General features: G+C 73.1%; 24 protein-coding genes. 11 read left to right on the top strand and 13 right to left on the bottom strand.

All coding sequences use genetic code 11. The features are described 5' to 3' along the window. Positions 1–2 precede the first annotated feature (2 nt). Positions 3–470 carry a hypothetical protein gene (locus ACGFZS_RS47700; protein WP_393800484.1) on the top strand — a complete coding sequence of 156 codons (468 nt, stop codon included), beginning with the start codon at positions 3–5 and terminating at the stop codon, positions 468–470. 266 nt (positions 471–736) lie between these two features. Here the strand turns inward: ACGFZS_RS47700 and ACGFZS_RS47695 are convergent, their stop codons facing one another. Further along, complete coding sequence (locus ACGFZS_RS47695; RefSeq protein WP_393800483.1) at positions 737–1741, bottom strand: helix-turn-helix domain-containing protein; 1005 nt, start codon at positions 1739–1741, stop codon at positions 737–739. Positions 1742–2088: 347 nt separating this feature from the next. On the opposite strand from ACGFZS_RS47695, the gene ACGFZS_RS47690 reads away from it, so the two are divergent. The 4 genes from ACGFZS_RS47690 to ACGFZS_RS47675 all read left to right on the top strand — a co-directional run bounded on the left by ACGFZS_RS47690 (position 2089) and on the right by ACGFZS_RS47675 (position 5480). Beyond that, the gene (locus tag ACGFZS_RS47690; RefSeq protein ID WP_393800482.1) at positions 2089–2913 is read left to right on the top strand and encodes an alpha/beta fold hydrolase; all 825 of its coding nucleotides are present in this window, start codon (positions 2089–2091) and stop codon (positions 2911–2913) included. A 64-nt stretch (positions 2914–2977) separates the two neighbouring features. Next, the gene (locus ACGFZS_RS47685; protein WP_393800481.1) at positions 2978–3814 is read left to right on the top strand and encodes an alpha/beta fold hydrolase; all 837 of its coding nucleotides are present in this window, start codon (positions 2978–2980) and stop codon (positions 3812–3814) included. A 10-nt stretch (positions 3815–3824) separates the two neighbouring features. Continuing rightward, positions 3825–4619 (top strand): alpha/beta hydrolase, encoded by a 795-nt coding sequence (locus ACGFZS_RS47680; RefSeq protein ID WP_393800480.1) that lies wholly within the window; start codon positions 3825–3827, stop codon positions 4617–4619. 69 nt (positions 4620–4688) lie between these two features. Next, the gene (locus ACGFZS_RS47675; protein ID WP_393800479.1) at positions 4689–5480 is read left to right on the top strand and encodes an MBL fold metallo-hydrolase; all 792 of its coding nucleotides are present in this window, start codon (positions 4689–4691) and stop codon (positions 5478–5480) included. 348 nt (positions 5481–5828) lie between these two features. Here the strand turns inward: ACGFZS_RS47675 and ACGFZS_RS47670 are convergent, their stop codons facing one another. Beyond that, positions 5829–6833 (bottom strand): expansin EXLX1 family cellulose-binding protein, encoded by a 1005-nt coding sequence (locus ACGFZS_RS47670; protein WP_393800478.1) that lies wholly within the window; start codon positions 6831–6833, stop codon positions 5829–5831. A gap of 164 nt (positions 6834–6997) precedes the next feature. Then, positions 6998–8167 carry an acetyl-CoA acetyltransferase gene (locus ACGFZS_RS47665; RefSeq protein WP_393800477.1) on the bottom strand — a complete coding sequence of 390 codons (1170 nt, stop codon included), beginning with the start codon at positions 8165–8167 and terminating at the stop codon, positions 6998–7000. A 99-nt stretch (positions 8168–8266) separates the two neighbouring features. Between ACGFZS_RS47665 and ACGFZS_RS47660 the strand changes: the two genes are divergently transcribed. Further along, positions 8267–9454: an acyl-CoA dehydrogenase family protein gene (locus tag ACGFZS_RS47660; protein ID WP_393800476.1), complete on the top strand. Its 1188-nt coding sequence runs from the start codon at positions 8267–8269 to the stop codon at positions 9452–9454. Then, positions 9451–9915, top strand: coding sequence for a nitroreductase family deazaflavin-dependent oxidoreductase (locus ACGFZS_RS47655; RefSeq protein WP_393800475.1), 465 nt, complete (start codon positions 9451–9453; stop codon positions 9913–9915). Before ACGFZS_RS47660 ends, ACGFZS_RS47655 begins: the two co-directional genes overlap by 4 nt. On the opposite strand, the gene ACGFZS_RS47650 is transcribed toward ACGFZS_RS47655, so the two are convergent. Continuing rightward, the gene (locus ACGFZS_RS47650; protein ID WP_393800474.1) at positions 9916–10518 is read right to left on the bottom strand and encodes a LysE family translocator; all 603 of its coding nucleotides are present in this window, start codon (positions 10516–10518) and stop codon (positions 9916–9918) included. It lies immediately after the preceding gene. A gap of 82 nt (positions 10519–10600) precedes the next feature. Between ACGFZS_RS47650 and ACGFZS_RS47645 the strand changes: the two genes are divergently transcribed. After that, positions 10601–11053: an Lrp/AsnC family transcriptional regulator gene (locus ACGFZS_RS47645; RefSeq protein WP_355708816.1), complete on the top strand. Its 453-nt coding sequence runs from the start codon at positions 10601–10603 to the stop codon at positions 11051–11053. 78 nt (positions 11054–11131) lie between these two features. Here ACGFZS_RS47645 and ACGFZS_RS47640 read toward each other — a convergent pair whose 3' ends face one another. Then, on the bottom strand, positions 11132–11779 hold the full coding sequence (locus ACGFZS_RS47640) for a TetR family transcriptional regulator (RefSeq protein ID WP_393539050.1): 648 nt from the start codon (positions 11777–11779) through the stop codon (positions 11132–11134). Positions 11780–11934: 155 nt separating this feature from the next. Between ACGFZS_RS47640 and ACGFZS_RS47635 the strand changes: the two genes are divergently transcribed. Together ACGFZS_RS47635 and ACGFZS_RS47630 are read left to right on the top strand one after the other, a co-directional pair. Then, positions 11935–12663, top strand: a complete 729-nt coding sequence (locus ACGFZS_RS47635) for a VOC family protein (RefSeq protein ID WP_393800473.1) — start codon at positions 11935–11937, stop codon at positions 12661–12663. A gap of 223 nt (positions 12664–12886) precedes the next feature. Next, the gene (locus ACGFZS_RS47630) at positions 12887–15241 is read left to right on the top strand and encodes a serine/threonine-protein kinase (protein WP_365688572.1); all 2355 of its coding nucleotides are present in this window, start codon (positions 12887–12889) and stop codon (positions 15239–15241) included. A gap of 181 nt (positions 15242–15422) precedes the next feature. On the opposite strand, the gene ACGFZS_RS47625 is transcribed toward ACGFZS_RS47630, so the two are convergent. From ACGFZS_RS47625 to ACGFZS_RS47615, 3 genes are read right to left on the bottom strand one after another with little or no spacing between them, the layout of a single operon-like run. Then, entirely contained in the window at positions 15423–16196 is a 774-nt protein-coding gene (locus ACGFZS_RS47625) for an enoyl-CoA hydratase/isomerase family protein (RefSeq protein WP_393800472.1), read from the bottom strand. Further along, the gene (locus ACGFZS_RS47620; RefSeq protein ID WP_393663166.1) at positions 16193–16606 is read right to left on the bottom strand and encodes a Zn-ribbon domain-containing OB-fold protein; all 414 of its coding nucleotides are present in this window, start codon (positions 16604–16606) and stop codon (positions 16193–16195) included. The genes ACGFZS_RS47625 and ACGFZS_RS47620 overlap by 4 nt, the downstream gene beginning before the upstream one ends. A gap of 1 nt (position 16607) precedes the next feature. Beyond that, a complete protein-coding gene (locus ACGFZS_RS47615) occupies positions 16608–17780 on the bottom strand; it encodes a lipid-transfer protein (protein ID WP_393800471.1) in 1173 nt (390 codons plus the stop codon). Positions 17781–17876: 96 nt separating this feature from the next. Here ACGFZS_RS47615 and ACGFZS_RS47610 point away from each other — a divergent pair, with 96 nt between their 5' ends. Further along, positions 17877–19469: a FadD3 family acyl-CoA ligase gene (locus ACGFZS_RS47610; RefSeq protein WP_393800470.1), complete on the top strand. Its 1593-nt coding sequence runs from the start codon at positions 17877–17879 to the stop codon at positions 19467–19469. Here ACGFZS_RS47610 and ACGFZS_RS47605 read toward each other — a convergent pair. The 5 genes from ACGFZS_RS47605 to ACGFZS_RS47585 all read right to left on the bottom strand — a co-directional run bounded on the left by ACGFZS_RS47605 (position 19466) and on the right by ACGFZS_RS47585 (position 26263). After that, a complete protein-coding gene (locus ACGFZS_RS47605) occupies positions 19466–20800 on the bottom strand; it encodes an O-antigen ligase family protein (RefSeq protein ID WP_393800469.1) in 1335 nt (444 codons plus the stop codon). The two genes, ACGFZS_RS47610 and ACGFZS_RS47605, sit on opposite strands and share 4 nt — an antisense overlap. 205 nt (positions 20801–21005) lie before the next feature. Next, positions 21006–21263 (bottom strand): hypothetical protein, encoded by a 258-nt coding sequence (locus ACGFZS_RS47600; RefSeq protein WP_393800468.1) that lies wholly within the window; start codon positions 21261–21263, stop codon positions 21006–21008. A 182-nt stretch (positions 21264–21445) separates the two neighbouring features. Then, positions 21446–21700 (bottom strand): hypothetical protein, encoded by a 255-nt coding sequence (locus ACGFZS_RS47595; protein WP_393800467.1) that lies wholly within the window; start codon positions 21698–21700, stop codon positions 21446–21448. A gap of 214 nt (positions 21701–21914) precedes the next feature. Next, positions 21915–24872 carry a BTAD domain-containing putative transcriptional regulator gene (locus ACGFZS_RS47590; RefSeq protein WP_393800466.1) on the bottom strand — a complete coding sequence of 986 codons (2958 nt, stop codon included), beginning with the start codon at positions 24870–24872 and terminating at the stop codon, positions 21915–21917. A gap of 113 nt (positions 24873–24985) precedes the next feature. Next, positions 24986–26263: a wax ester/triacylglycerol synthase domain-containing protein gene (locus tag ACGFZS_RS47585; RefSeq protein WP_393800465.1), complete on the bottom strand. Its 1278-nt coding sequence runs from the start codon at positions 26261–26263 to the stop codon at positions 24986–24988. Positions 26264–26384: the final 121 nt, after the last annotated feature.

The raw sequence follows: 26384 nt of genomic DNA, 5'->3' as shown, positions 1-26384 counted from the left end.
GCATGAAGGGACCCAGGACCGTGAAAGTGGCCGTACGCCATAGGGCGGGCGATACCGGGCGACCCAGGACGCGGTCCGCCGCCTGGGCCACCCGTGACTTCCGGCTGGTCCGGCCGGCCGTGGGCCGCGACCGGGTCGAACTGGAGTGCCCCGTCTGCGCGGTCGCGGTCCTCGCCGAGGTCCGCGACCACGGCCGCACCCGGCGGGTCCGCACGACCTGGCGGGCCGTCTCCCTGGTCTCCCTCGCGGTCTTCGCCGTCTCGCTCGCCTACGCCGTCCACGAGGGCGGCCGGGCCCTCCCGGCGGGGCAGTCGCCGCCGCTGCTCCTCCCGGTCAGCGTGGTCGCGGCCTGTGTGACCCTGGTCGTCGCCCCCGCCGCCTGGCTGATCGGCCGCGGCCACCTCGGCGTCACCCTCCTCGACGCCCCCGGCCCCCGCCGCGGCCACCGGATCGTGCCGGTACGCGGTTAGCACTTGCCTCCCGCGCGTCTTCCCGCAGCGGAAACGACGCCCCGACCACCACAGCTGTCGCTCTGGACACGCTGACGGTACGAGTACCCGCGGTTCGGAGTCGCGGGTGTAGCGGGCGGTGACCGCGGTGACACTGCGCCGGCTGACCGGGGCCACCACTGCGGCCTGGCGCGGCACATGACCGGCGGGGTTTGCCAATGTGCTCACTTTTGAATGAGGTGCGTTCGCTCGTGGTGCTCAGCAGGCCGGACGGGTAGGTGCGGCGTTCATGCGGTGGGGCGGCTTTTCCCAGTCGCGGGGGAAATCGGGGAAAGTGTCGTCGGCGTGCTGGACAGTCGGCGCCATTCGCTGGGAGTCGTGCCGTAGGTTTCGCGGAACCGGCGGGAGAAATACGCCGCGCTGGTGAAGCCCCAGGAGCGGGCGACGGACTCGATCGTGCGGTGCTGAAGGGCGGGTGCGGCCAGGTCGTTGCGGGCGCCTTCGAGCCGGCGTCGGATGATCCACTTTTCGAGGCTGAGCCCACCACTCTCGCAGAGCCGGTACAGGGTCCGGACGGACGTGTTGTGGGCCCAGGCGATGCGCTGGGGAGTGAGGTCGGGCTCCCTGAGGTGGGCGCGGACGTACGCCAGAACGCGTGTGAGGAGCGTCTCCCGGGCGACCTGGGCGCGGATGCGATCGCTGCCCGCGGCGGACACGATCCAGGCGCGGGTGAGTTCCGCCGTGGCATTGGCGAGGGCCTCGGCTTCCAGGCCGTCACCGATCTGGTCGGCGATACCGTGCAGACCCCGGACATGATGCGCCAGCAGCCTGCCGATGGGGCTGTGGTGAAGGAAGGGAATCGACGCGCGCACCGTGTCCGTCCGCAGAGTGAGGCGTTCGGTGTCGAACATGAAGGCCAGCGTGGATCCGGTGCCGGACCAGGAGTATTCGTATCCGCTGGGCATGTGCGCCAGGGACAGGCTCTCCGGCTCCATGCGCTGCTGATGGCCGTTCCAGGCGAATCCGCCGTTGCCCTGAAGATGAACGTTGATCGCTACGGTGTCCATCCCGTCTCGTCGCGCCTGACGGAGGGACCGGGAGATCTGCATGCCGGTGCCCTGGCTGGAGAACAGGGTGAGCGTTCCCAGCTCCCACAGCTCGATCCTTCGCCAGATTCTGGCCTCGGGCTCCTCCTCCTCGACGGCGTCGACGCCGCCTTCTCCGATGGCCACCGCACGATAGGCGGCGATGCGTTCGCCCACCGGAAGGTCGTTCGTGTCCAGGACGAGCACAACGGTTCCCCCTACCGGATCGCCACTACCAGTACCGCTTTGCGCGCAGCTCATTGTCGGCACGGGGCGTTGCGGTGACAAATGTGCGTTCACGAGCCAAGGGATCTTGGCGGTGTGAGGCCCGGCGGGCAGAGACAAGACCTTGACGCCCAGGGGCAAGCCGATGCCACCAGTCCGTGCCACGCTCCCTCACAACTGCTTCACAACCGGCCGGTCGCGGTGAGAAGAAATCCGGCCGGCACGCCGCCTCGGGAGTTGCTGGGGATGCCGCGCGAGCGGCGCGGGAACTCGCCGTCGCCGGGCTCGTCGCATCCGGAACAGAAAGCCCTTCAGCCGGGAGGATTTCCATGCCATTTGTCACCGCATCCGACGGAGCGCAGATCTACTACAAGGACTGGGGGAGCGGCCGCCCGGTCGTGCTGAGTCACGGCTGGCCGCTGAATTCCGACAGCTGGGAGTCGCAGCAGCTGTTCCTGGCCACCCACGGCTTCCGGGCCATCGCCCACGACCGGCGCGGACACGGCCGGTCCGAGCAGATGTGGGACGGCAACGAGATGGACACCTACGCCGACGACCTCGCCGCCCTGATCGAGGCCCTCGACCTGCGCGACGCCACCCTGGTCGGCTTCTCCACCGGTGGCGGCGAGGTCGCCCGGTACGTCGGCCGACACGGCACCTCCCGCCTCGCCCAGGTCGTCCTCGTCTCCGCCGTACCGCCGTTCATGCTCAAGACCGACGACAACCCCGGCGGCGTACCGGTGGAGACCTTCGACGCGATCCGCGCCGGCTCGCTCGCCGACCGTTCACAGCTCTACCGCGATCTCGCCGACGGGCCGTTCTTCGGCAACAACCGCCCCGGCACGGACGTCTCGCCCGGCATCCGGGACGCGTTCTGGCGCCAGGGTCTCGAGGCCGGCCACCGTGGCGCCTACGAGTGCGTCGCCGCGTTCTCCGCCACCGACTTCCGCGCCGACCTGGACGCCATCGACGTACCCACGCTGGTCATCCACGGCGACGACGACCAGGTCGTCCCGTTCGAGGTCGGCGGCAAGGCATCGGCCGAGCGGATCAAGAACGCGACCCTGAAGGTGTACCCCGGCGCCCCGCACGGCATCACCGACACGCACAAGGAACAGCTCGCCGCCGACCTGGTGGACTTCCTCACCACCTGAGCAGCCCGCGTCCCGCGTCCCCGGCGACGCCCTCGCCGGGACGCCCGATCTCAGGAGCCACGAGATGAACTCCACCCCTCGTCCGGCCCGCCGGCGCGTGCTCGGCACCGCACTGGCCGCGGCGGCCCTCGTCCTCGGCACTGGCGGTACCCTCGCCCCGGTCTCCGCGACGCCCGCTCACCCCGGCCCCCAACCCACCGTGGTGCTCGTGCACGGTGTCTTCGCCGACGCCTCCGGCTGGTATCCGACCATCGCCCGCTTGCAGAAGGCGGGCTACCCGGTCATCGCCGTCGCCAATCCGCTGCGCGACCTGAGCGGCGACTCGGACTACGTCTCCAGCGTCCTCGCGTCGATCGACGGCCCGGTCATCCTGGTCGGGCACTCCTACGGCGGCGAGGTCATCACCAACGCGGCCCGCGGCCACACCAACGTCAAGGCACTCGTGTACGTCGCCGCTTTCGCCCCCGACCAGGGCGAAAGCGCGCTGCAACTGGCGGGGAAGTTCCCCGGCAGCAAACTACGGGACGCGCTGATCACCCGCGATTACCCACTGCCCGACGGAGGCACCGGCACGGACGGCTACATCGACCCGGCGAAGTTCCGCGAGGTGTTCGCCGCCGACCTGCCCGCCGCCCAGACGCGGCTGATGGCCGCCGCCCAACGTCCCGGCAGCGTCGGCGGACTGGCCGGCCTGAGCGGCGCACCTGCCTGGAAGGACCTGCCGTCCTGGTACGTCATCCCCACCGACGACAACGTCATCCCGGCCGCCGCCCAGCGCTTCATGGCCGAGCGCGCCCACAGCCGCACCGTCGAGGTCAAGGGCTCGTCCCACGTCGTGATGATGTCCCACCCGGACACCGTGGTCCGCCAGGTCCAAGCCGCCTATCAGGCCACCCGCTGAGGAGCACACGATGCAACCCGACACGATCGTCCTCGTCCACGGCTTCTGGGTGACGCCACGCGCCTGGGAGAACTGGATCACCCACTACCAGAACAAGGGCTTCCGCGTCATCGCCCCGCCCTACCCCGGATTCGAGGTGGAGGTCGAGGCCCTCAACGCCGACCCGACCCCCGTCGAGACCGTGACCGTCCCCGCCATCATCTCCGCCCTGGAGAAGGCCATCACCGAACTGGACCGTCCACCGGTCATCATGGGGCACTCCGCCGGCGGCGCGTTCACCCAGATCCTCCTTGACCGCGGCTTCGGCGCGGCCGGAGTCGCGATCAACTCCGCGCCCACCGAGGGCGTGCCCGTCGTCCCCCTGTCCCAGGTCCGCTCCACCTTCCCGGTCCTGAAGAACCCGGCCAACCGCCATCGCGCCGTCGGCTTCGACTACGACCACTGGCGCTATGCCTTCACCAACACCTTCCCCGAGGAGCAAGCCCAGGCCACCTACCGGCGCTATCACATCCCCGCACCCGGCCGCATCGTGTGGGGCAGCGCGCTGGCCAACGTCCACCCGGGCCACACCGACACCCACGTCGACTACCACAACGCCCGCCGGGCTCCACTGCTGTTCCTCTCGGGCGAGCACGACCATCTCATGCCGCCCAAGGTGCAGCAGTCCAACGCCAAGCACTACAAGGCAGAAGGCACGGTCACGGAGGTCAAGACGTTCGAGGGCCGCTCCCATCTGATGCCCGCCCAGGACGGCTGGGAAGAGGTAGCCGACCACGCCCTGGACTGGGCCCTCGCCCACGCCTGACCACGTACCCGCGGCACGCGCCAGGCCCGGGGCGACGGCCGTCGTCCCGGGCCCAGGGGAGGAACCCGCATGAGCGACCTGCACATCACCCACATCGGCGGCCCGACCATCCTCATCGAGACCGGCGGCTGGCGGCTGCTGACCGACCCCACCTTCGACCCGCCCGGAGAGCGCTACACCTTCGGGTGGGGCACCTCGTCCCACAAGTCGACAGGCCCTGCCCTCGCCGCGGCGGACCTGCCGCCGATCGACGCCGTCCTGCTCAGCCACGACCACCACGGCGACAACCTCGACCGCACCGGACGTGATGTCCTGCGCATCGCCCGGACCGTCCTCACCACCCCGGCCGGCGCCCGCCGTCTCGGCTCGAACGCCCACGGCCTCGCCCCCTGGACGGTGACCCGCCTGCACGCCCCCGGGCGCCCCACCATCGACGTCACGGCCACCCCGGGCCGCCACGGCCCACCCCTGTCCCGGCCCCTGACCGGACAGGTGACCGGCTTCGCCCTCACCTGGGAAGGCCAGCAGCACGGTGCGCTGTGGATCTCCGGGGACACCGTCCTGTACGGCGGTGTGCGCGAGGTGGCCCGGCGACTGACCGTGGGCACCGCGCTGCTGCATCTCGGTGGCGTGCGCTTCCCTATCACCGGCCCCGTCCGCTACACCATGACCGCCGCCCAGGCTGTGGATCTCTGTGGTCTGCTACGGCCCGTCACCGCCATCCCCGTCCACTACGAGGGCTGGCACCACTTTCACGAAGGCCGCGAGGCCATCGAACTTGAACTCGCCCGTGCACCCGACGACATCCGCAACCGGTTCCGCTGGCTGCCCGCCGGAGCTGCCACGGACATCAGCGCCTGATCCGTAGCGTTCGTCGGCCAGAGGCAGGATGCCGCGGTCTCCTGGGTGTTGGGCGCGGTCTCCAGGTCCGTCGCCTCGCACATCTGCCGTGCCCGCAGCGGTGCCTCGGCCTGTGCGGTGATGTCCCGTTCCCACTCCTCCAGCCGTGCAGCACTGCCCCGAGGGTCAGCTTCCCGCCGGTCATGTTCTGCGCCAGGCCGCAGTGGTGGCCCCCGATCGGCCGGCGCAGTATCACCGCGGTCATCGCCCAGTACACCCGAGGCTTCGAACTGTGCGGCAGGTGGGTCATGCGTGACGACAGTGCTCTTGAAACCCGGGCCGCCGCGTGCAGGAAACCCCCGTTTCCGCTCAGTGCCGGGCGAACTGCACCCCGGTCCGCTGGACCACGTCCGCGCGTACCGCGAGCGCGGGGACGACGAGTTGCTCCCCGTAGATGTCGGTGAGCCGGAGCTCGGTGCCGCAGCCGGTGCCCTGTTCGGAGAGGAAGTAGTTGTACTCGGTCCGGGTCAGCGCCAGCCAGCCGCCGCCGGTGCGGACTTCGAGGCGGGCCAGCGGGTTGCGGTGGCCGATCGCCTGGATGCCGCACCAGTACTGGGTGGATCCGGTCTTGTAGCGGATCGAGACGGTGTCGGAGGTGGCCGGGCTGAGCAGGCTCCAGGTGATCGCGATCCGGCCCGCCGACAGGGGCGCGAGCTTCGCGAACGCCTGTCGGCTGAGGTCGAGTTGGCCGACCGCGCAGGGCGCCGGGCACTCGTTGGTGATCCGTACGGTGATGGACTTGCCGCTCGCCGCGCGGACGGAGACGTACGCCCCGCAGGCCTTCGCCGTTTCGTAGTCCGCGGTGTTCATGGCCGCGGTCATCACGTCGGAGGTCGGGCCGAACGAGCAGGCGCCGTCGCCGTTGCCGACGTCGTAGGAGGTGGCGACCCCGTCGTACGTCGTCCCGGGGCGGATCCGGCCGGCCGCCGGGGCCGTGGTGGTGGACGGGGTGCGGGCCGTGCCGCTCGTCGCCCGCCGGGTGGGGGCGGGGGTGGCCGTGGTGGACGGGGTCGCGGACGCGGGCGGGGCGGTGCGCTTGCCCGCCGCGGGGGTCGATGCCGTCGCCGAGGGCTTCGGCGAGGTCGGGGACGCCGAGTCCGGCACGGTCGGCGTCGCGCTCGTCACCGCCCCGACGTCGGACACCGCCCGGTCCTGTCCGCCGCCGGACGTGTCGCCCGGCCGGAAGGCCACGATCAGCGTGACGACCAGGGCGACGGCGGCGACGGCCGCCACCGCGAGCAGCGGGCCGCGGACCGGTCGCCACTGGAAGTCCGGTTCCGGGCGCGGGCGTCGGCGATGTGAGGAGGAGGCCACGGAGGAATCCTTACGCGATGTCGGCGGTGCACGTCCTTCGAACGAATGAACTTCGAAGCTTCCGGTGGGTAGTTGCCGCCGAAGCCGGAAAGGTTGCCGCCGTCGCGCGAAAGGTTGCCGCCGCCCCCGGATCGGTTCCGCCCCCGGATCGGTCGCGCCCCGGATCAGTCCCGCCCCAGCACCACCGTGCCGGACGAGCAGAACCAGCCGCCCGTGCCCGAGGCCACCCCCAGCTCCGGCAGTCCGCCGCCGGCCCGCCGCACCTGCCGGTCACCGGCCTCCCCGCGCAGCTGCCGTACCGCCTCCACCAGCAGGAACAGCCCCCGCATCCCCGGATGCTGGGCCGAGAGCCCGCCCCCGTCCGTGTTCACGGGAAGCTCCCCTCCGGCCACGCGCAGCCGCCCCTTCTCCACGAACGCCCCGCCCTCGCCCTTGGCGCAGAAGCCCAGGTCCTCCAGGGTCACCAGCGTCATGTAGGTGAACGCGTCGTAGATCTCGGCGAAGTCGATGTCGGAGGGGTCGACCCCGGCCCGCCGGAAGGCCAGTTCGCCGCTGACCTTCGCCGGGGAGACCGTGAAGTCCGGCCACTCCGACATCGTCGCGTGGGAGACGCACTCACCGCTGCCGAGCACCCACACCGGCGCCGTGCGGCAGTCCCGCGCGTACTCCTCGGCGGCCAGCAGCACCGCGGCGCCGCCGTCCGAGCGGATGCAGCAGTGCAGCTTGGTGAAGGGGTCGGCGATCATCGGCCCGGACAGGACCTCGTCGACCGTGACCGGGGTGCGGAACATCGCCTCCGGGTTCAGTGCCGCGTTCGCCCGCGCCTGGACCGCCACCTCGGCCAACTGCTCGATGGTCGTGCCGTGTTCGATCATGTGGCGGCGGGCCGCCATCGCGTACTTGGCGATGAGGGTGTGGCCGTAGGGGACCTCGAACTGCAGGGGGCCGCGGGCGCCGAAGGACAGGTTCCCGGTCCGGCGGCCCGCCCTGATGTCGGCGCGGGCCGTCGAGCCGTACACCAGCAGGACCGCGTTCGCCCGGCCCGCCGCGATCGCGTCCGCCGCGTGCGCCGCCATGACCTCCCAGGTCGAGCCGCCGACGGAGGTGGAGTCCACCCAGGTGGGGCGCAGGCCCAGGTACTCGGCGACCTCCACCGGGGCCAGGGTGCCGAGGCCCGCCGACGCGAAGCCGTCGACCACCTCCCGGCCGAGGCCCGCGTCGGCCAGCGCGCGGCGGGCCGCCTGGGCGTGCAGGGCGTAGGGGGTGGCGTCGTCCACGCGACCGCAGTCCGAGAGGGCGACACCGACGACGGCGACCTTGCGGGGTCCAGTCATGAATCTGACGGTACATCAGATCCGCCGGACTCCGCCTCTGTGCATCTGCATCCGGTACGCCTAGCATGACGGGCCGTCAGATCGTCAGGAGGTCCGGTCATGGACGCCCGCTTCACCGACGAGCAGGACGAGATCCGGCGCGCCCTGCGTGAACTGCTCCACAAGCGATGCGGTACGGAGGACGTGCGGGCCGCCGTCGACCGGCCGGAGGGCCACAACCCTGGCCTGTGGACCGCCCTGAGCGAACAACTCGGCCTGGCCGGGCTCGCGCTCCCCGAGGCGTACGGCGGCGTCGGCTGCTCCGTCACCGAAGTCGCGCTGGCGGCGGAGGAGTTGGGGCGGGCCCTCGCCCCCTCCCCGTTCCTGGCCACCGCCGTCCTCGCCGCTCCGCTGCTGCTCGCCCTCGGCACCGAGGCCCAGCGCGCGGCACTGCTCCCGGGGATCGCCGACGGCAGCCGCACCGCCGCCCTCGCCGTCCCCGGCACCCGGCTCGGCGCCGCCCTCGCCCTGACCGACGCGCACGGCGGCGACTGGGCCGGCGGCGGGCGGTCCGGCGGGATCCAGGCCAGGCACGGGGACGACGGATGGCGGCTGTACGGCGAGGCCGACCAGGTCCTCGACGGGCACAGCGCCGGACTGCTGCTCGTCCCGGCCCACGCGGGCGGGTACGCCCGCTCGCGCGTCCTCCTCTTCCTGGTGGCGGGCGACGCGGCCGGGGTCGTACGGACCCGGCGGACCGCCCTCGACACCACGCGCGGCCAGGCCCGGATCCAACTACGGCACGTTCCCGCCGAGTTGCTCGGGGCGGACCAGGACACCGACATCCGCCCCGCCCTCGCCGCCCTCGGCGACTCCGTCGCCGCCGTGCTCGCGGGCGAGGCCGTGGGAGCGGCCGGCCGGGCGCTGGAGCGGACCGTGGAGTACGTGAAGCAGCGCGAGCAGTTCGGGCGGGCGATCGGGTCCTTCCAGGCCGTCAAGCACCGGCTGGCCGATGTGTACGTGGCGGTGCGGGCGGCCAGGTCGGCCGCCTACTACGCGGCCTGGGCGACCGCGCACGGGGAGCAGGTGGGCGGGCTGGCCCTCGCGCAGGCGCTGGAGGCCCTGCGGGCCGCCGCGGGGGAGGGGATCCAGCTGCACGGCGGGGTCGGGTTCACCTGGGAGCACGAGGTGCATCTGTACTTCAAGCGCGCGGCCGGGGACGAGCTGCTCTTCGGGCCCGTGCACCGGCTGCGCGGCCACGCGGCCGCCTCGGCGGGGCTGTTCGAGCGAGGGGCGGTGGCGATGTGATCGGCGAACGGCTGGTGCGGAAGGTGGCGGGCACCCGCGGGTTCCTGAAGGTCGCCCCGCACGTGGTCCCGGCCATGGACCGGGCCGTCCACCGGCTCAGCCGGGGCAAGGTGCTGCTCAGCGCCCAGATGCTGCCGGGCGTGATCCTCACGTCCACCGGGGCGCGCAGCGGGCGGCCGCGCCGTACGCCCCTCGCGTGCATGCCCGACGGCGACGGCTGGTTCCTCGTGGGGTCCAACTACGGCCGGCCCGACCACCCGGCCTGGACCTACAACCTGCTCAGGCATCCCGACGCCGAGATCAGCTGGAAGGGGCGGGACGTCCCGGTCGCCGCGCGGTTGCTGGCGGGGGAGGAGCGGGCGGCCGCCTGGCGGGAGCTGCTGGTGTTCTGGCCGCCGTACGCCACCTACCAGGAGCGGGTGGAACGGGAGCTGCGGGTCTTCCGGCTCGACCCGCGGTGATCACAGGGCGTGCTGCGCCAGCAGCAGCGCGCCGATGCCCAGCATCGCCGCCCCCGAGGTGCGGGTGACCGCCCGCGCCGCCCTCGGGCGGGCCGCGAGCAAGCGGCGGGCGAGGGTGCCGACGGTCAGGTAGACGGCGGTGCAGCAGGCCATGTGGAGGGCGCCGAGCACGGCCGTCTGGAGGGCTATGGGCGGGTGGTCGCCCCGGGTGACCAGGAACTGCGGGAGCACGGACAGGTAGAGCAGCAGCGCCTTGGGGTTCAGGCCGCTGATCGCCGCGCCCCGCCAGAAGCCCTCCGGGGCGGCGGCCGCCTCCTGCGGTACCGCCGGGCGGCGCAGCACGGTCCAGCCCAGCCGGATCAGGTAGCCGGCGCCGGCCGCCGTCAGGACCGTGAGCAGCGCGGGCGAGCCCGCCACCAGCACCGCGAGACCCGCCACCGCCAGCGCGGTGTGCAGCGCGTACCCGGTCATCAGGCCCGCCACCGCCCGGGTCACCGAGCGGCCGCGCACTCCGGCGGCGATCACGTACGCCCAGTCGGCACCCGGTACGCACACCAGCAGCAGGTCGACGGCGAGGAAGGAGATCAGGGGTCCGGTGTTCATGGAAGGGACATTAGGCGCGAATGGCCCGAAGGTGTTGTCGAAATTTGCTCGAAGACCACGGTTCCGGGGGAAGATCTACCCCATGGACGACGTGGACCGGAAAATTCTTGCCGAGCTCCAGCAGGACGGGCGGCTGACCGTGACCGAGCTGGCCGGGCGGGTGCGGCTGAGTGTCTCGCCCTGTCACCGGCGGCTGCGCGAGCTGGAGCGGTCGGGGGCGATCAGCGGGTACCGGGCGGTGGTGGACCCGGCCGCCGTCGGGCTGACCTTCGAGGCGCTGGTCTTCGTGTCCATGCGGCAGGAGGACCGGGACACGGTCGCCGACTTCGAGCGGGAGCTCGCGGAGATCCCCCATGTGCTGGACGCGCAGCGGCTGTTCGGCGAGCCCGACTACCTGCTGCGGGTGGCCACCGCCGACCTCGCCGCCTTCCAGCGGCTGTACGACGAACGGCTCGCGACCTTGCCGGGGGTGCAGCGCCTCAACTCGACGCTGGTGATGAAGCACGTGGTGCGGGACCGGCCGCTGCCGGCGTAGCACGACAGGCGGTGGTTCACCGCTGCGTGTGAACCGCCGCCTGCCAGACAGGACCCGGAGGGTGTGTTGCCGTGCGGGTTACTTCGTGGGTTTCTTCCCGGTCACACCCAGGTGCACCAACAGCGCGAGGTTCGGCTTGAGTTCGGCCTGCTTCACACCCCAGGTCTGGAAGCCCTTCTGGTGTCCGGCGACCGCCGCGAGCATCGCTACCAGCGAACCGGCGACGGCCGCCGGGTTCACGTCCTTGTCGATCTTGCCCTTGGACTGCAACTCCGCGATGGAATCGGACAGGGAGTTGTTCACCGAGTTCAGGATCTTCATACGGATCTTGTAGAACCGTTTGTCCCCCTCGGCCGCGCCGAGGTCGACCACGCGGAGAATCGCGTCGTTCTTCCGCCAGAACTCCAGGAAACCGTCGACGAGTTCCTGGGCGGTCGCCCAGCCGGCCTTGCCGACCCAGGAGCGCCCGGCGACCAGTTCGGTCAACTGACCGCCCTCGGTGGCCATGTGCTCGGCGATCTCCAGGACGGCGCCCTCGACGTCCGGGAAGTACTGGTAGAAGGTCGCGGGCGAAGTACCCGCCTTCCGGGCGACATCGATGACCTTGACGTCCCGGTAAGGGGAGGAGCTGAGCATCTCGCTGAGGCAGTCGAGCAGCTTCTGCCGGGTCGCCTGCCCACGCCGGCCGGCCACGCGGCCGTCGACGGTACGCACTTGTCCTGTCATGCCGTCAGCTTACCGAGGGGTGATCGGAGCGCGATTCGGCCGACTGCAAATGGGGTGCACGGATGTGCGAGGCGCCTGCCCGGAGGGGAAAGCGCCGGTCACTCCCGGAGCGCGGACGGTCTGCGCGGTGCGGGCCGGGCGGTTACTTTGACGACATGGCCGAAAACAGGGCATCCGGATACACCGAGGGCGTCCCGTGCTGGGTGGACGTGCAGCTGCCCGACGTCGAGGCGGGCAAGCGGTTCTACGGCGGGCTCTTCGGGTGGACCTTCGAGGACGCCGGCGGCGGCCCCGGCTCCGTGTGGGCCCGGCTCGGCGGCGCGGCGGTGGCCAGGCTGGCGCGGAAGCGGGACGGCCGGATGCCCACCGTCTGGACGGTGTACTTCGCGACCCCGGACGCCCGGGAGCTCACCCGGCGCGTCCTCGCGGCCGGCGGGCAGGTGGTCAGCGAGCCCGCGCCGGTCCGCGACCTCGGCACCGCCGCGCTCGTCGCCGACCCCCAGGGCGCCGTCTTCGGCCTCTGGCAGGCCGCGGGCCACCCCGGCTTCGGCGTCCGGCACGCCCCCGGCGGCTTCGCCTGGGCGCAGCTGTACACCACGGACATCGACGCGGCCAACACCTTCTACGGGCACCTCTTCACCGAGGCCCTCTTCGGCGCGGACGCCGACCCGGACTTCGGCCGGGCCCCCGTCTCCGACGTCTTCCACCCCGGGATGCCGCCGCAGTTCGTCGTCCACTTCCGTACCGGGGACGTGACGGCCGCGGTCGGCGCCGTACAGGAGCTCGGCGGCCGGGTCCAGGCGGCGCCTTTCGAGACGTCGTACGGAAAAGTGGCCGTCGTCACCGACAATCAAGGGGCGTCCTTCGCGCTGCTGCAACGCTAGAAGCCAGGGAACAACGGCTCAGAAGCCACGAAACCACGGCTGTCGGCGAGTAAATGTCTCGCTTTGTCATAAGACACCCCGATTGATCTCCGGGTTCGCAACCTGTGCCCGGGCCAGGAAGAATCGGGGTGCGTGCCGCCACGGCGGTGCCGGTGGTGAGACGCTGCACGGGGTCGCGTACATATGTGGGTGGACGGGGCCCGTACGGGGAGGTGGCAGGCAAGTGGTGGATCAGCTGACGCAGCACGATCCGCGGCGGATCGGGCCGTTCGAGGTGCTGGGACGGCTGGGGGCCGGCGGCATGGGGCTGGTCTATCTCGCGCGCTCGGCGTCCGGCCGGCGCGTGGCGATCAAGACGGTCCGGACCGAGCTCGCCGAGGACCAGCTGTTCCGGGTCCGCTTCACGCGCGAGGTGGAGGCGGCCCGGGCGGTCTCCGGCTTCTACACGGCCGCCGTCGTCGACGCCGACCCGCGTGCCGCCGTGCCGTGGCTCGCGACCGCGTACGTGCCCGCGCCGTCCCTCGAAGAGATAGTGAACGACTGCGGGCCGATGCCGGCCCAGGCGGTGCGCTGGCTCGCGGCGGGCGTCGCCGAGGCGCTCCAGTCGATCCACGGCGCCGGACTGGTCCACCGGGACCTCAAGCCCTCCAACGTCCTCGTCGTCGAGGACGGCCCCCGGGTCATCGACTTCGGTATCGCGTCTGGCGTGTCGAACACGCGTTTGACGATGACGAACGTCGCCGTCGGTACGCCCGCCTACATGTCGCCGGAGCAGGCCAAGGACTCCCGGTCGGTGACCGGCGCGAGCGACGTGTTCTCGCTCGGCTCCATGCTCGTCTTCGCCGCCACCGGCCACCCGCCGTTCCACGGCGCCAACCCGGTCGAGACCGTCTTCATGCTGCTCCGCGAGGGACCCGACCTCGAAGGGCTCCCGGACGAACTGCGTCCGCTCATCGAGTCCTGTATGCAGATGGAGGCCACCGCCCGCCCCAACCCGGCCGACCTCCAGGCCCAGCTGGCCCCGCACCTGTTCGGTTCCGGCTCCGACGACAGCGGTACGGCCTCGGCCTGGCTGCCCGAGAAGGCGGTCGGGCTGATCGAGTCCCGCCGCGGCGGCCGGCCGGCCGTGAAACCCTCCGCGCACCCCTCCGGCGGGCGCGGCGGCGGCCGTCCCGCCGTCCCCCCGCCGCCCTCCTACGACCCCGTCGTCCCGGCCCCGGTCCCCGTCGGCGCGCCCGGCCCCGCCCCCGACACCGGCCCGGTCCGCCTGGCCGGCGCCCAGGTGCCCATCGGGCCCGGCCCGCGCGTCTCCGACACCCGCGCCGCCGCCGTCAAGGCGCCGCCGCCCGAGGCCGGCCTGGTGGCCAGCTGGTCCCGCCCGCACCCCGGCGTCAACGGCGTCGACCCCGCCGTACCGCCGGTGCCCGCCCTGCCGCCGGAGACGGCGTCCGGCTGGCGCCCCTGGCGGTTCCGGATGTCCAACGACGTCTGGGGCACCCCGTCCGTCGACGGCGACCTCGTCTACGTCACCTCCTTCGAGGTGCACGCCCTCGACGTGGCCACCGGCCGGCGCCGCTTCAAGACCCGGGACGTCGCCTGGTCCATGGCGGTCGCCGACGGCCGCATCCACGCCTCCGACGGCCCCACCCTGTTCGCCCTGGAGGCCCGTGAGGGCGGCGACCTGTGGCGGCTGTCCACCGACGCCTGGGTGTACTCCCTCAAGGCCGGCCGCGGCACGCTCGTCACCGGTACCCGGGGCGGCGGGGTCCAGGCCTGGGAGGCATCCAACGGGCAGAGACTCTGGGAGCTGTCCGGCGCCCAGACCGACTTCGAGTCCCCCGAGTCCGGGCCGTCCCTGCACGACGGCACGGTCTTCGTCTGGCAGGACGCGCGGCTGCGCGCGCTGGACGCCCGGACCGGCGACGAACGCTGGTCCTACCCCATCGGCGACGCGGCCTCCTGCGGCGGCGTCCCGGTCCGCCTCACCCACGCGGACGACGGCTTCGTGTACGCCTCCGCGGGCACCCGGGTCATCGCCCTCGACACCGCGACGGGGCGCGTGCGCTGGCACTTCGAGGCACCGGCGGTGTTCCTCTCCCCGCCGGCCTTCGTGCCGGGACCCGCGGTCACCGGCGGCGGCATCTACCTCGCCGACTACCTCGGCACGGTCTACGCCCTCGACGCCACCGACGGCCGCGACCGCTGGCGCATCGCGACCGAGGCCCGCGCGTCGATCGAGCCGGTGCTGGTGGCCGCGGGCCATGTCCACGTCGGCAGCGGCAAGGGGCTGTACACCCTCGACGCGGTCACCGGGACGCCCAAGTGGCGCTTCCAGGCGGGCGGCGACGTGGTGGGGGCGCCGGCCGTGGCCGAGGGCCGCATCCACTTCGGCTCCACCGACCATCTGCTGTACACGCTGAAGGCCGACGACGGCCGGCTGCGGTGGAAGCTGGCCACTGGCGGGGAGATCACCGGGTCACCGGTGGTACGGGACGGCGTCGTGTACGCCTGCAGCAAGGACCGCTGCGTGTACGCGCTGGACGCGGAGAAGGGAACGGGGACGGCCCGCACGACGTGAGTGCAGCGCCCCGTAAGGGGCGCGGGGAACTGCGCGACCAGCCCCCACCGGGCCGCGGACAACCGGGACGGCCGTCGTAGCACTCGCACGGAAGGGCTGTGCACGGCGGCCGTCGTTCGGGGTGGGAGTCGGCTCCCGCAGCGAACGTTACGCCCGAGTGGTGCGCGCCGCCACGCGTGGCTCAGCGGACGCGGGGGGCGGTGCGGGTGCGGTTGCCGAAGAGTTCCGCCTGGCGGTCGTCGGGCAGGTTGCCCAGGGCGATCAGGTGCGGTGCCTGTGCCCAGCCCCGCTCCCGCGTCGCCTCCTTCGCCGCCCACAGGGCCCGTACGCTGCCCTGCACCCCCTCCGCCGGATACCCGGCGATGACGGTCGCGCAGCGCACGGCGGCCTCCAACGCCCGCCCGGGCCCGGTCACTTCGGACACCAGCCCCACCTCGTACGCCCGCCGGGCGGAGACCCGCTCGGCGTTGCCCATGAGCACCATCCGGGCCACCTCGCCGTACGGCATCCGCTGGGCCAGCAGCACCGACTCGTAGGCGCTGACCATGCCGTACGAGGTGTGCGGGTCGAAGAAGGTCGCGTCCTCCTCGGCGATGACGAAGTCCGCCTCGCCGAGGAGGTAGAAGGCGCCGCCGCAGGCCATCCCGGCCACCGCGGCGATCACCGGCTTCCACAGGTCGTTCGCCTTGGGTCCCACGGCGATCAGCGGATCGTCCTGGCTGTACGGCGAGGAGGGCTGCGGCACCACGGCGTCCCGGTCCAGGCCGGTGCTGAAGGCGCGGCTGCCGGCTCCGGTGAGGACGACGGCCCGCACGGTGTCGTCGAAGCGCAACGCCCGCCAGAGGGAGGTCAGTTCGGCCGCCGTCGCCAGGTCGATCGCGTTGAGCCGCTCGGGCCGGTCGAGGGTGACGACGGCGACCCCGGTCTCCTTGTCCACGTCCAGGCGCGGACTCACGGCCGCTCCAGGACCCACTGCACAAGACCGTCCGAGAAGACGGCCTGCACCCGCGCCCCGATCCGGATCCGCTCGGGCCCGGTCGAGTCGAGCGGCGCCCCGGCCGCGGCGACGACATTGCCCACAAGCCGCACCCGGGGCGCGTCGTCGAGTTCCACGACGACGACGTTGTACGGCGCCTGGGCGGCGTAGTCGGGCAGCAGCGGCGGGTGCGGGACGACGTACGACCAGATCCGGCCGCGCCCGTTCGTCGGCCGCCACTCGCTCGCGAAGGACTGGCAGTGCGGGCAGCAGGGGCGGGGCGGGAAGCGGGGTTCACGGCAGTCGGCGCAGGCCTGGACGCGGAGTTCGCCGAGCGCCGCGTACTCCCAGAAGGGGGCGCCGTCGGTGTCGATGGCCGGTCGCAGCATCTCAGCTCCGGTTGGTGAGGAGGAGGGCGGAGGTCGGGACGCCCTCGCCGGCGGTGACCAGGCAGCTGGCGGCACCGGGAACCTGGGCGGTACTGGTGCCGCGCAGCTGCTTGACGCCCTCGGTGATGAGGTTGAAGCCGTGCACGTAGGCCTCGCTGAGCCCGCCGCCCCCGGTGTTGATCGGCAGCCGCCCACCGGTCTCCAGCGCCCCCTGCTCGGTGAACGCCCCGCCCTCGCCCCGGCCGCAGAAGCCGTACCCCTCCAGGGAGAGCGGGACCAGGGCGGTGAAGGCGTCGTAGATCTGGGCGACGTCGATGTCCTCCGGGGTGAGGTCGGCGTGCTTCCACAGGTGCCGGGCGGCGGTCCAGGCGGGGCCGGTGAGGGGGTCGTCGTTCCAGTAGTTGACCATGCCGTGGTGCTGGGCGGGCAGGCCCTGGGCGGCGGAGTGGACGTAGACGGGGGTCCGCCGGCAGTCGCGGGCGCGCTCGCTGCTGACGATCACGCAGGCCAGCGCGCCGTCCGTCTCCAGGCAGTTGTCGAAGAGGCAGAGGGGTTCGCTGATCCAGCGCGCGTTCATGTACATCTCGCGGGTGAGGGGGCGGTCGTACATGACGGCGGCCGGGTTCTGGTTGGCGCGGTTGCGGCAGGCGAGGGCGACGTTGAAGAGGTGGTCGCGGGTGGCGCCGTACTCGTGCATGTAGCGGCGGGTGAGCATGGCGATCTCGTCGGCGGGGCGGAGGAGGCCGTAGGGGCGGGTCCACTGGGCGGGGGTGGGCAGTTGGACGGCGGTGTTGGTCCAGGGGCGGGGGCCGCTGCCGCGCTTCCGGGACCGCCACGCGATGCCCACGGTCGCCTGCCCGCTCGCTATCGCGCCGGCGAGGTGCGCGACCGTGGCACAGGAGCCGCCCCCGCCGTACCCCACCTTGCTGAAGAAGGTGAGGTCCCCGAGGCCGACCGCCTTCGCCAGCTCCACCTCGTCCGTCTCCTCCATGGTGAAGGAGGCGAGCGCGTCGACCTCGCCGGGGGCGATCCCGGCGTCGTCGAGGGCGGCGAGGACGGCCCGGCAGGCCAGGGTCTTCTCGTCCTCGTCGAGCCGTTTCGCGAAGCGGGTCTGTCCGATCCCGACGATGGCGGTGGCGTCCTTGATGCCCTTGAAGCCCTTCGGACCGGCCATGCGCCCGCACCTCCACGGCTCTCGCGGCTTGCTGACAGGTCGTCAGGCTACAGCTAATCTGACGGACAGTCAGCTATGCGTGAGGGGAGGCCGGTTGTGCGCGGTGACATGGAGTGGGGGACCGTTCCGGGACTGGTGCGGTCGGCGGCGGCGCGGTACGCGGACGCCGAGGCGGTGGTGGACGGCCGTACCCGGATCACATACGCCGAACTGGGCGCCCGGGTGGAACGGGCCGCGGCCGCCTGCCTGGCCGCGGGCGTGGAGACGGGCGACCGGGTGGGGATCTGGGCGCCCAACTCCCTGGACTGGATCGTCGCGGCGCTGGGCGCGGTCTCCGCGGGCGGGGTGCTGGTCCCGCTGAACACCCGCTTCAAGGGGGCGGAGGCGGCGGACGTGCTGCGCCGGAGCGGGGCCCGGCTGCTGTTCGTCACGGGCACCTTCCTGGGGACCTCGTACGTGGCGTCGCTGCGCAGGGCGGCGGGGGAGGGGACCGGGGACGGCGACGGGGACGGCCCGGGGCCGCTGCCCGGGCTGCCCGCGCTGCGGGACGTGGTGGTGCTCTCGGAGGACGCACCGGTCGACTTCCGCACCTGGAAGGACTTCCTGGCGGCCGGGGAAGGGGTCGGGGCACGGGAGGTCGCCGCCCGCGCGGCCGGGCTGGACGGCGACTGCCTCTCCGACATCGTCTTCACCTCGGGCACCACCGGCCGCCCCAAGGGCGCGGTGATCACGCACGCCCAGACCCTGCGCGCCTACGAGGTCTGGGCCGACCTCGCGGGCCTGCGCGGCGACGACCGCTATCTGATCGTCAACCCCTTCTTCCACACCTTCGGCTACAAGGCCGGGGTGATCGCCTGCCTGATGCGGGGCGCGACGATGATCCCGCAGCCGGTGTTCAACGTGGCGACGGTGCTGGCCAACGTGGCGGCGGAGCGGGTGTCGGTGCTCCCCGGCCCCCCGACCCTCCACCAGTCCCTCCTGGACCACCCGGCGCGCGACGCCCACGACCTGTCCGCGCTGCGCCTGGTGGTGACGGGAGCCGCCGTCGTACCCCTGCGGCTCGTGGAACGCCTGCGCGGCGAACTCGGCGTCGAGACGGTCCTCACCGCCTACGGCCTCTCGGAGGCGAGCGGGATCGTGACCATGTGCCGCCGGGGCGACGACCCGACGGTGATCGCGTCGACGTCGGGGCGGGCGATACCCGGGACCGAGGTGCGCGTGGACGAGAGCGGGGAGGTGCTGGTCCGGGGCTTCAACGTGATGCGCGGCTACTACGAGGACCCGGCGGCGACGGCCGGCGCCGTGACCCCGGACGGCTGGCTGCGCACCGGCGACGTCGGCGTCCTGGACCAGGCCGGGAACCTCCGGATCACCGACCGGCTGAAGGACATGTTCATCGTCGGCGGCTTCAACGCCTACCCGGCGGAGATCGAGCAACTGCTCGGCCTGCACCCGGAGGTGGCCGACGTCGCGGTGATCGGCGTCCCGGACGCCCGGCTGGGCGAGGTCGGCAAGGCGTACGTGGTGCGCCGGCCGGCCTCGGTCCTCACGGGGGACGACCTGATCGCCTGGGCCCGCCGCGAGATGGCCAACTACAAGGTGCCGCGCACGGTGGAGTTCGTGGCGGAGCTGCCGCGCAACGCGAGCGGGAAGGTGGTGAAGGGGGAGCTGCGCGGGCGGACGGGCTAGGACAGGCCCCGGGCCGGTCCCGTGCGCGCGGCCACCGGGCGCCGGCCGGGGCGGGGCTGCCGGGGCACGGTGAGGACGATGGTGTCGTCGTCCAGGACCACGGGCGCGGCGGGACGCCGACGCCACCCCGCCGGGGCCTCGGCCATCACCACACCCAGCACCAGCCAGAACAGCATGCTGATCCGGTCCAGGTTGGCCGGGTCGTCCAGCATGCCGGCGAGGAAGAACCCGGTCAGCGAGGCCAGTCCGAACGTACCGAGCACGGACTTCTCGCGCGCGGCCCGGCCCGCGCTCGCCCAGGCGACGACGGTCACCGCGACGACGGCCAGCAGCCCGAGAGGCCCGGTCTCCACCAGCCAGTTGAGCCACAGGTTGTGCGCGTGCACGAACACCCGCTCGCCGGGCGCCGCGGCGGAGATGGCGTCACCGGACCGCCCGAGCCCCACCCCCAGCGGATTCTGCCGGGCCACCCGCAGCGCGGCCCGCCAGGCCTGCCCCCGCACCCCCAGCGAGTCCCCGGCCCGGGACACTCCCCAGATCACCCCGGCGGCGGCGAGCAGACCCAGCCCGCCCACCACCGCGAGCACCCGCCGCTGTGCCCGGTCGGCGAGCCGGGGCGCCAGCCAGTAGGCGCCGCCGAGCACGAGCAGCCCGGCGGCGGCCGCGACGTACTCGGCCCGGGAGAAGGTGGTGACCAGCGCCCCGTACCCGATGAGGACCATCACGACGATCGCCGTCCGTGCCGTGCGCTCGTCCACGGCGACCGCGGCGAGCAGCGCGAACGGCAGCAGCAGCACCAGGCAGGCGCCGAGCAGGTTGGGGTTGGCGAAGGTGCCGGTGGCGCGGATCAGCACATCGCCGCCGCCCGCGTCACAGGCGACGTCGGTGAGCAGGCCGGTCCGGCAGAACCCGGTCGAGGTGCCGTTGGTGACCTGCGAGAACGCGCTGGTGCTCGCCGCGGTGACCCCGGCGAGGGCGAGCAGCCCGACCGCGCGCCAGGACTCCGGCCGGGTGCGGCGCACGCCCACGACGAGGTAGTACGTCGCCACGACCGTCAGCAGCCCGCGCAGCGGGGCCGTTGGATGCCCGCCGCCGTACGTCGCCGCCACCGCGGCCGCGACGAGCAGCGCCACCGGCAGGTCCAGCCGCGTCCGGAAGTCCCGCAACCGGGCCCGCTCCGGCGGGACGAGCAGCGCCACCAGCCCGAGCAGCAGCGTGAGCCGGGTCGGCGTGAGGATCCCCGCGATCGGGTCGTCGGGGAAGAAGTCGGTGGCCGAGTCGAGCAGCAGCACCGCGAGCGCGGCGAGCGGCACGAACTGAACGACCTTCACTACCACAGCGGGTGCTTTCCGGTCGGAACCCATGACACCCGACCCTGGCCCCCGGCCGCGACGCCCGGGTGGCGGCGGGGCGAACGGGACGGAGCGCGTTCGCGGATGCTGCGGGATCCCGGTGGCGCGGGTGAGGGCGCCGACGCAGCGGGGCCGGGCGAGAGCCCGGCCCCGTGGAACGATTCAGTGCGGCACCCGCGTGGCCTTACACCGCGAGGGACGTCGCGTGGTTCTCCGCCGGGGTGACCACCGTCGCGTGGTTCTCCGCCGGGGTGACCACCGTGGCGTGGTTCTCCGCCGGGGTGACCACGGAGGCGTGGTTGTCGGCCGGGGTGACCACCGTGGCGTGGCTGTTCTGCGGCGTGACGGTGGCGTGGTTCTCGGCCAGGGCCGGGCTCGCGGCGGCCGCGGTGGCGCCGAGCACGAGAGCGACAGTGGCGACGATCTTCTTGGTGCGGGTCACTTCGACTCCTGTCAGGAGGGGAGATCCGAACGCTCCCGACGCTAGTTGAAAGGATCAAAAGTTCGAGTAAATCGAACAGTTCTCGCCACGCATTGACCTGAACCTCTCCTTGAACACACCTCGGCCGCGGCGGCTCCCCCTCCGCGCCGCCGCGGCCGTCCCCGTCCGGGTGTGGTCCTGGGTCAGGCCTTCTCGCCCGTCGCGTGGAAGTCGTCGGGCGTGACGAGCGGCTCCGCCGTGGCGTGGAAGTCCTTGGTGGTGATGTCACCGGTGGCCGCGTCCGCGGCCGGTTCGGCGTCGGCGGCCGCGGCGTCCGAGGCCGGCTTCTCGCCGACGATGAGAGAGGCGGCGTGCGCGGCGGCCTCCGCGTCGGCGGCGGCCGGCTCGCTCGTGGCGTGGAAGTCGTCGGGTGTGACGGTGCCGGTGGTGTCGGCCATGGGATGACTCCTTGAGAACGGGACGGAACTGTGCGGGGAATGCCCGCCCGGTGACTCCCCCGTGGGTCCCCGGGCGGGCTTCGCACGGCCGTTCACCCTAGTGGTGCGGCCATCGCACCGAGCCGTCTGCCCCCCGACGCGACGATCCGGCACCACTGAGAGTGCCGGTCGGCGATAAACGAACGATGAACGCCCCCGAGGCCCCCGGCCCGCCCTAGACCACGAGGGCGCCCGCCAGCAGCTTCCGTACGTCCGCCGCCTCCGGCGAGCCCGCCGCCTCGTACACCGACAGGGCCTCCTGCCAGCAGACCTTCGCGCGGTCGGTCTGGCCGATGCCGTGCAGGGCGCTGCCCAGCGCGGTGAGGATGTTGGCGCGCCGCCACTCCCCGCCGATGCCGTGCAGCACGGCCAGCGCCTGTTCCGCGCAGGCCGCCGCCTGGGCCGGACTGTCGTCGGCCAGGTGCAGCTCGGCGATCCGGAAGAGCGTCATGCCGTGCCACAGCTGCTGCCGGGCGTCCTGGAACATGGCCAGCGCGTCCGTGAGGGTCTCCAGGGCCAGCCGGGTCTCGCCCGCGCTGGTCAGCGCAAGACCCAGCGCGTACTTGCCGTTGGCCAGGCGCAGCGCCATCCCGTTGTCGTCGCGTTCGTAGCTGGTGACCCCTTGGCGGGCCAGGGAGACCGCGCTCTCGGTACGGCCGGTCGCGAGGTGCACCCGGGACAGGTTGCACAGGGCGCTGGCCTCACCGGGCGTGTTGCGGTCCGCCCGGAAGGCGGCCAGGGCCTGGGTGAGGTGCTGCTCGGCCTCCTCGTGGCGCCCCGCGTAAAGCGCGATGATGCCCTGCTGGTTGGGCGCCTGGGCGCACACCACGGGGTCCTCGGCGGTGAGACCGAGCCGCAGTGCCGCCCCCGCCTCCCGGTCCGACTCCGCGAACTGGCCGGAGACACCCAGCAGATGGCTGTGCATGAGGCGGGCCCGGCCCTCGGCGTAGGCGTCGCCGTGCCGCTGGGCCGCCGAGATCACCGCGGTGGCCGCCCGGACGTACTGCCGTGCGCCGATCCCGGACTCCCCGAGGTCCACGGCCGCGAAGAGGAGGTCGGCCGCCCGCCGCAGCCGGTCCGCCGTACCGGCCTGCTGCACCGCCGCCAGCAGCCCGCTCGCCTCGGTGAACAGCCAGTCCAGCGCCTTGTCCCGGTCGGAGAAGGCGAGGCCGGGGTAGGTGCTAGGGCTCAGGTGGTCCAGCGCGCGCTCCCCCGGCCGCTCGATCGCGTACACCTCCACCGCCGTCGCCAGATAGAAGTCCAGCAGGCGCGACAGCGCCGCCGCCCGCTCACTCGGCGGCTCCTCGTCCCGTTCCGCGCATGCACGCGCGTAGAGCCGTACGAGGTCGTGGAAGCGGTAGCGGCCCGGCGCCGCCGATTCCAGCAACGACGTGTCGACCAGGGCCTCCAGGAGGTCCTCCGTCTCCTCCGAGGGGAGACCGAGGACCGCCGCGGCCGCCGCCAGGGAGATGTCCGGGCCGTCCGCGAGACCCAGCAGCCGGAACGCCCGTGCCTGGGCCGGCTCCAGGGCGCCGTAGCCCAGTTCGAAGGTCGCCTTCACCGCCAGGTCCCCGGCCTGCAGCTCGTCCAGCCGGCGGCGTTCGTCGGCGAGCTTCGCCGCCAGCACCGAGACCGTCCAGGTGCGGCGGGCCGCCAGCCGGGACGCGGCGATGCGGATGGCCAGCGGCAGGAAGCCGCAGGCGGCCACCACGTCCAGGGCGGCCTCCCGCTCGGACGCCACCCGCTCCACGCCGACGATCCTGACGAAGAGCGCGAGCGCCTCGTCCGGGGACATCACGTCCAGGTCCACCAGATGGGCCCCGGCCAGGTCCACCATCCGCACCCGGGACGTGATCAGCGCCGCGCAGCCCTCGGTGCCCGGCAGCAGCGGGCGGACCTGGGCCGCGTCCCGGGCGTTGTCCAGGAGGACCAGCACCCGGCGGCCGTCCAGGAGCGAGCGGTACAGGGCCGCCCGCTCCTCCAGGGAGTCGGGGATCGCCGAGTCCGCCGTGCCCAGCGCCCGCAGGAAGGAGGCGAGGACCGTCTCCGGCTCCGCCGCCCGGGCGCCCGCGCCCTGGAGGTCGACGTACAGCTGGCCGTCGGGGAAGGCCGACCGGGCCTGGTGGGCGACATGGACCGCGAGGGTCGTCTTGCCGACGCCCCCGATGCCCGCGAGCGCCGACACGGCCATCACCCGGCCCTCCGCCGACGCCAGCACCTCGCCCAGCTCCGCGACGAAGGAGGCGCGGCCGGTGAAGTCCGGGACGGTGGCCGGGAGCTGGGCCGGGCGCACCGGGACCGCCACCGGTTCCGGCGCCGGGGCGGACGGCTCCGCCAGCGAGGGGTCCGCCTGCAGGATCCGCTGCTGGAGTTCACGGAGTTCCGGGCGCGGGTCCACGCCCAGCTCCTCCGCCAGCAGCCGGCGGGTGTCCGCGTACACCGCGAGCGCCTCCGCCTGACGGCCGCTGCGGTACAGGGCCAGCATCAGCAGCTCGCGCAGGAGTTCGCGCAGCGGGTGGGCCGCGGTCAGCGCCGTGAGTTCCGAGACGGCTTCCGCGTGGTAGCCCTGTTCCAGGTCCATGTCCAGGCGGGATTCGAGGAGTTGGAGCCGCCATTCCTCCAGGCGGACCCGCTGGGTGTCCGCGAACGGGCCCGGCACCCCGGCCAGCGGTTCGCCGTCCCACAGGGCCAGGGCCCGGTTCAGCACGTCCCGGGCCTGGCGCAGGATCCCGGCGCTCTTCGCCTTCTCCGCCTCCGCCGCCAGCTCCTGGGCCACCGCCAGGTCCAGGGCGTCCTCGCGCAGCCCCCGCACCGCGTACCCGCCGGACTCGCTGACCAGCACCCCGGAGTCCAGCACCTTGCGCAGCCGGGAGGCGTACGTCCGTACCGCCGCCAGCGCCTGCGACGGCGGCTCGGCGCCCCACAGCGCGTCGATCAGCTCGGCCGCGGTCGCCGTCCGGCCCTCGCGCAGCAACAGGGCCGCGAGCAGCGCGCGTTGCTGCGGGGAGCCGGTGTTGAGCGGCTCCTCCTCGCGCCAGGCGCGCACCGGACCGAGCACGCTGAAACGCAACGCCGCCGCGTCCGCCGAGGAGTCGGGGCGCCGCTGTTCCGGTACCCGCGCTCCACCGTCCATGCCCGTCCCCCTAGACATCCCGATTCACCCCGTCAGTCTGCCTTGTTCGCGGGGGTTGCGTCAGCCGGGCGAGACACCGATCACAGACCGACACGCGGCGGTCCACACACTCTTCACACAGGGACGGTCTCCGCGAGCAGGGCGAGTTCGTGCCGGAAGGACTCCGCGAGCAGGTCGGCGTCCTCGGCACCGGAGTTGGTGCACACGCTCACGGTGTGGCCGCGGCCGCAGCCGCCGAGGGCGAAGGTGACCGTGTCGTCCGGCGGCACCATGGGGATCAGGGTGACCCGGCGCAGCGGACGTCCGGCCAGCGTCCGGCCGGTCTCGCGGAGGTGGACGTAGGTGCAGGCGGCGGGTGCGTAGGCCGGGGCGAAGAGGCGGCCGCGGGCCAGCGCCTGGGCGGGGCCCGGCAGGGCGGTGACGGCCGCTTCGAGGAGTTTCTCCGCCCGGCCCGGGGGACGGGTGACGGTCGTCAGCAGGCCGGCGCAGGCCCGCAGCCGGGCGGCGGGGTCGGACACGTCCACCGGCGCGGGCAGCCGGACGTTGCAGAACGCGTTGCCGAGGAAGTCGCCCCGGTCGGCGGGGCGTTGGTCCACCGGAACGGACAGCCAGACCCGTCCGGCCGCGGATCCGGCGCCGGTGCCGACGCCGGTGTCGACGCCGGCACCGGCGCCCGAGGTCAGCAGGCAGGAGCGCAGTACGCCCGAGACGGCCGCCAGGAAGATCGTGTTGGTGGTCGCCCCGGAACGTTCCCGCACGGTCCGCAGGAGGTCCGGGGGCAGTCGTACCACCGCATACCCCATCCGCCGCTCGCCCTTGCCCGGCAGCGGTACGGCCAGGCCCGTCGCCAGCAGCCCCGGCTGGGTGCCGGGCACGGGCGTCCGGCGCAGCTCGCCCGGCCCGGCCGTGGAGGCCCCGGCGTCCACCGGGGCGCAGCCGTCGAGGAGGGCGCGGAGCAGGGTGGTCAGCGAGCGTCCGTCGAGCAGGCTGTGGTGCATCCGGAAGAGGAGGGTGGACTCGCCCGCCGACGGGCCGCGCAGCAGGTGCAGGTTCCAGGGCGGTTCGTCCCCGGGGAACGGGCTGTGGAACCAGTCGTCCACCGCGTCCCGGAGGGTGTCCGCGCCCGCGTCCCGGACCTGGGCGGCCGGATCGTGACCGGTCCGCGCCTCCCAGCGGTGCCGGCGCGACCAGCCGGACCGGGCCCGCCGCTCTTCTCGTACCAACTGCCTCTCCAGGCGCGGCAGATCGGCCCACCGATCCCGCACCAGCGTCCGGACCTCGCCGAGTTGCAGAGGGGACCCCGTGAAGTCCAGCGCGATCCCGGCGTTGGGCGGACCGAACGGCCAGCGGGCCATCCCCTCCTCCATGAAGGGCAGCTGCGTTCCGGACATGAGGCGGCTCCTGTGGTGGCGGGCGAAGGTTCCCCTTACGCCGCCCAACGCCCGCCCACGATCCTCGGTCACGCCCGCCCGCGATCCCCGGCCGTCCGCGTGCGCGGCCCCCGGCCGTCTC

The sequence above is a fragment of the Streptomyces sp. NPDC048288 genome (assembly GCF_043201555.1).
In the GTDB taxonomy this organism is placed as follows: Bacteria; Actinomycetota; Actinomycetes; order Streptomycetales; family Streptomycetaceae; genus Streptomyces.
The sequence above is the reverse complement of the archived record's forward strand: the minus strand, read 5'-3'. Positions and strand labels throughout refer to the sequence as shown.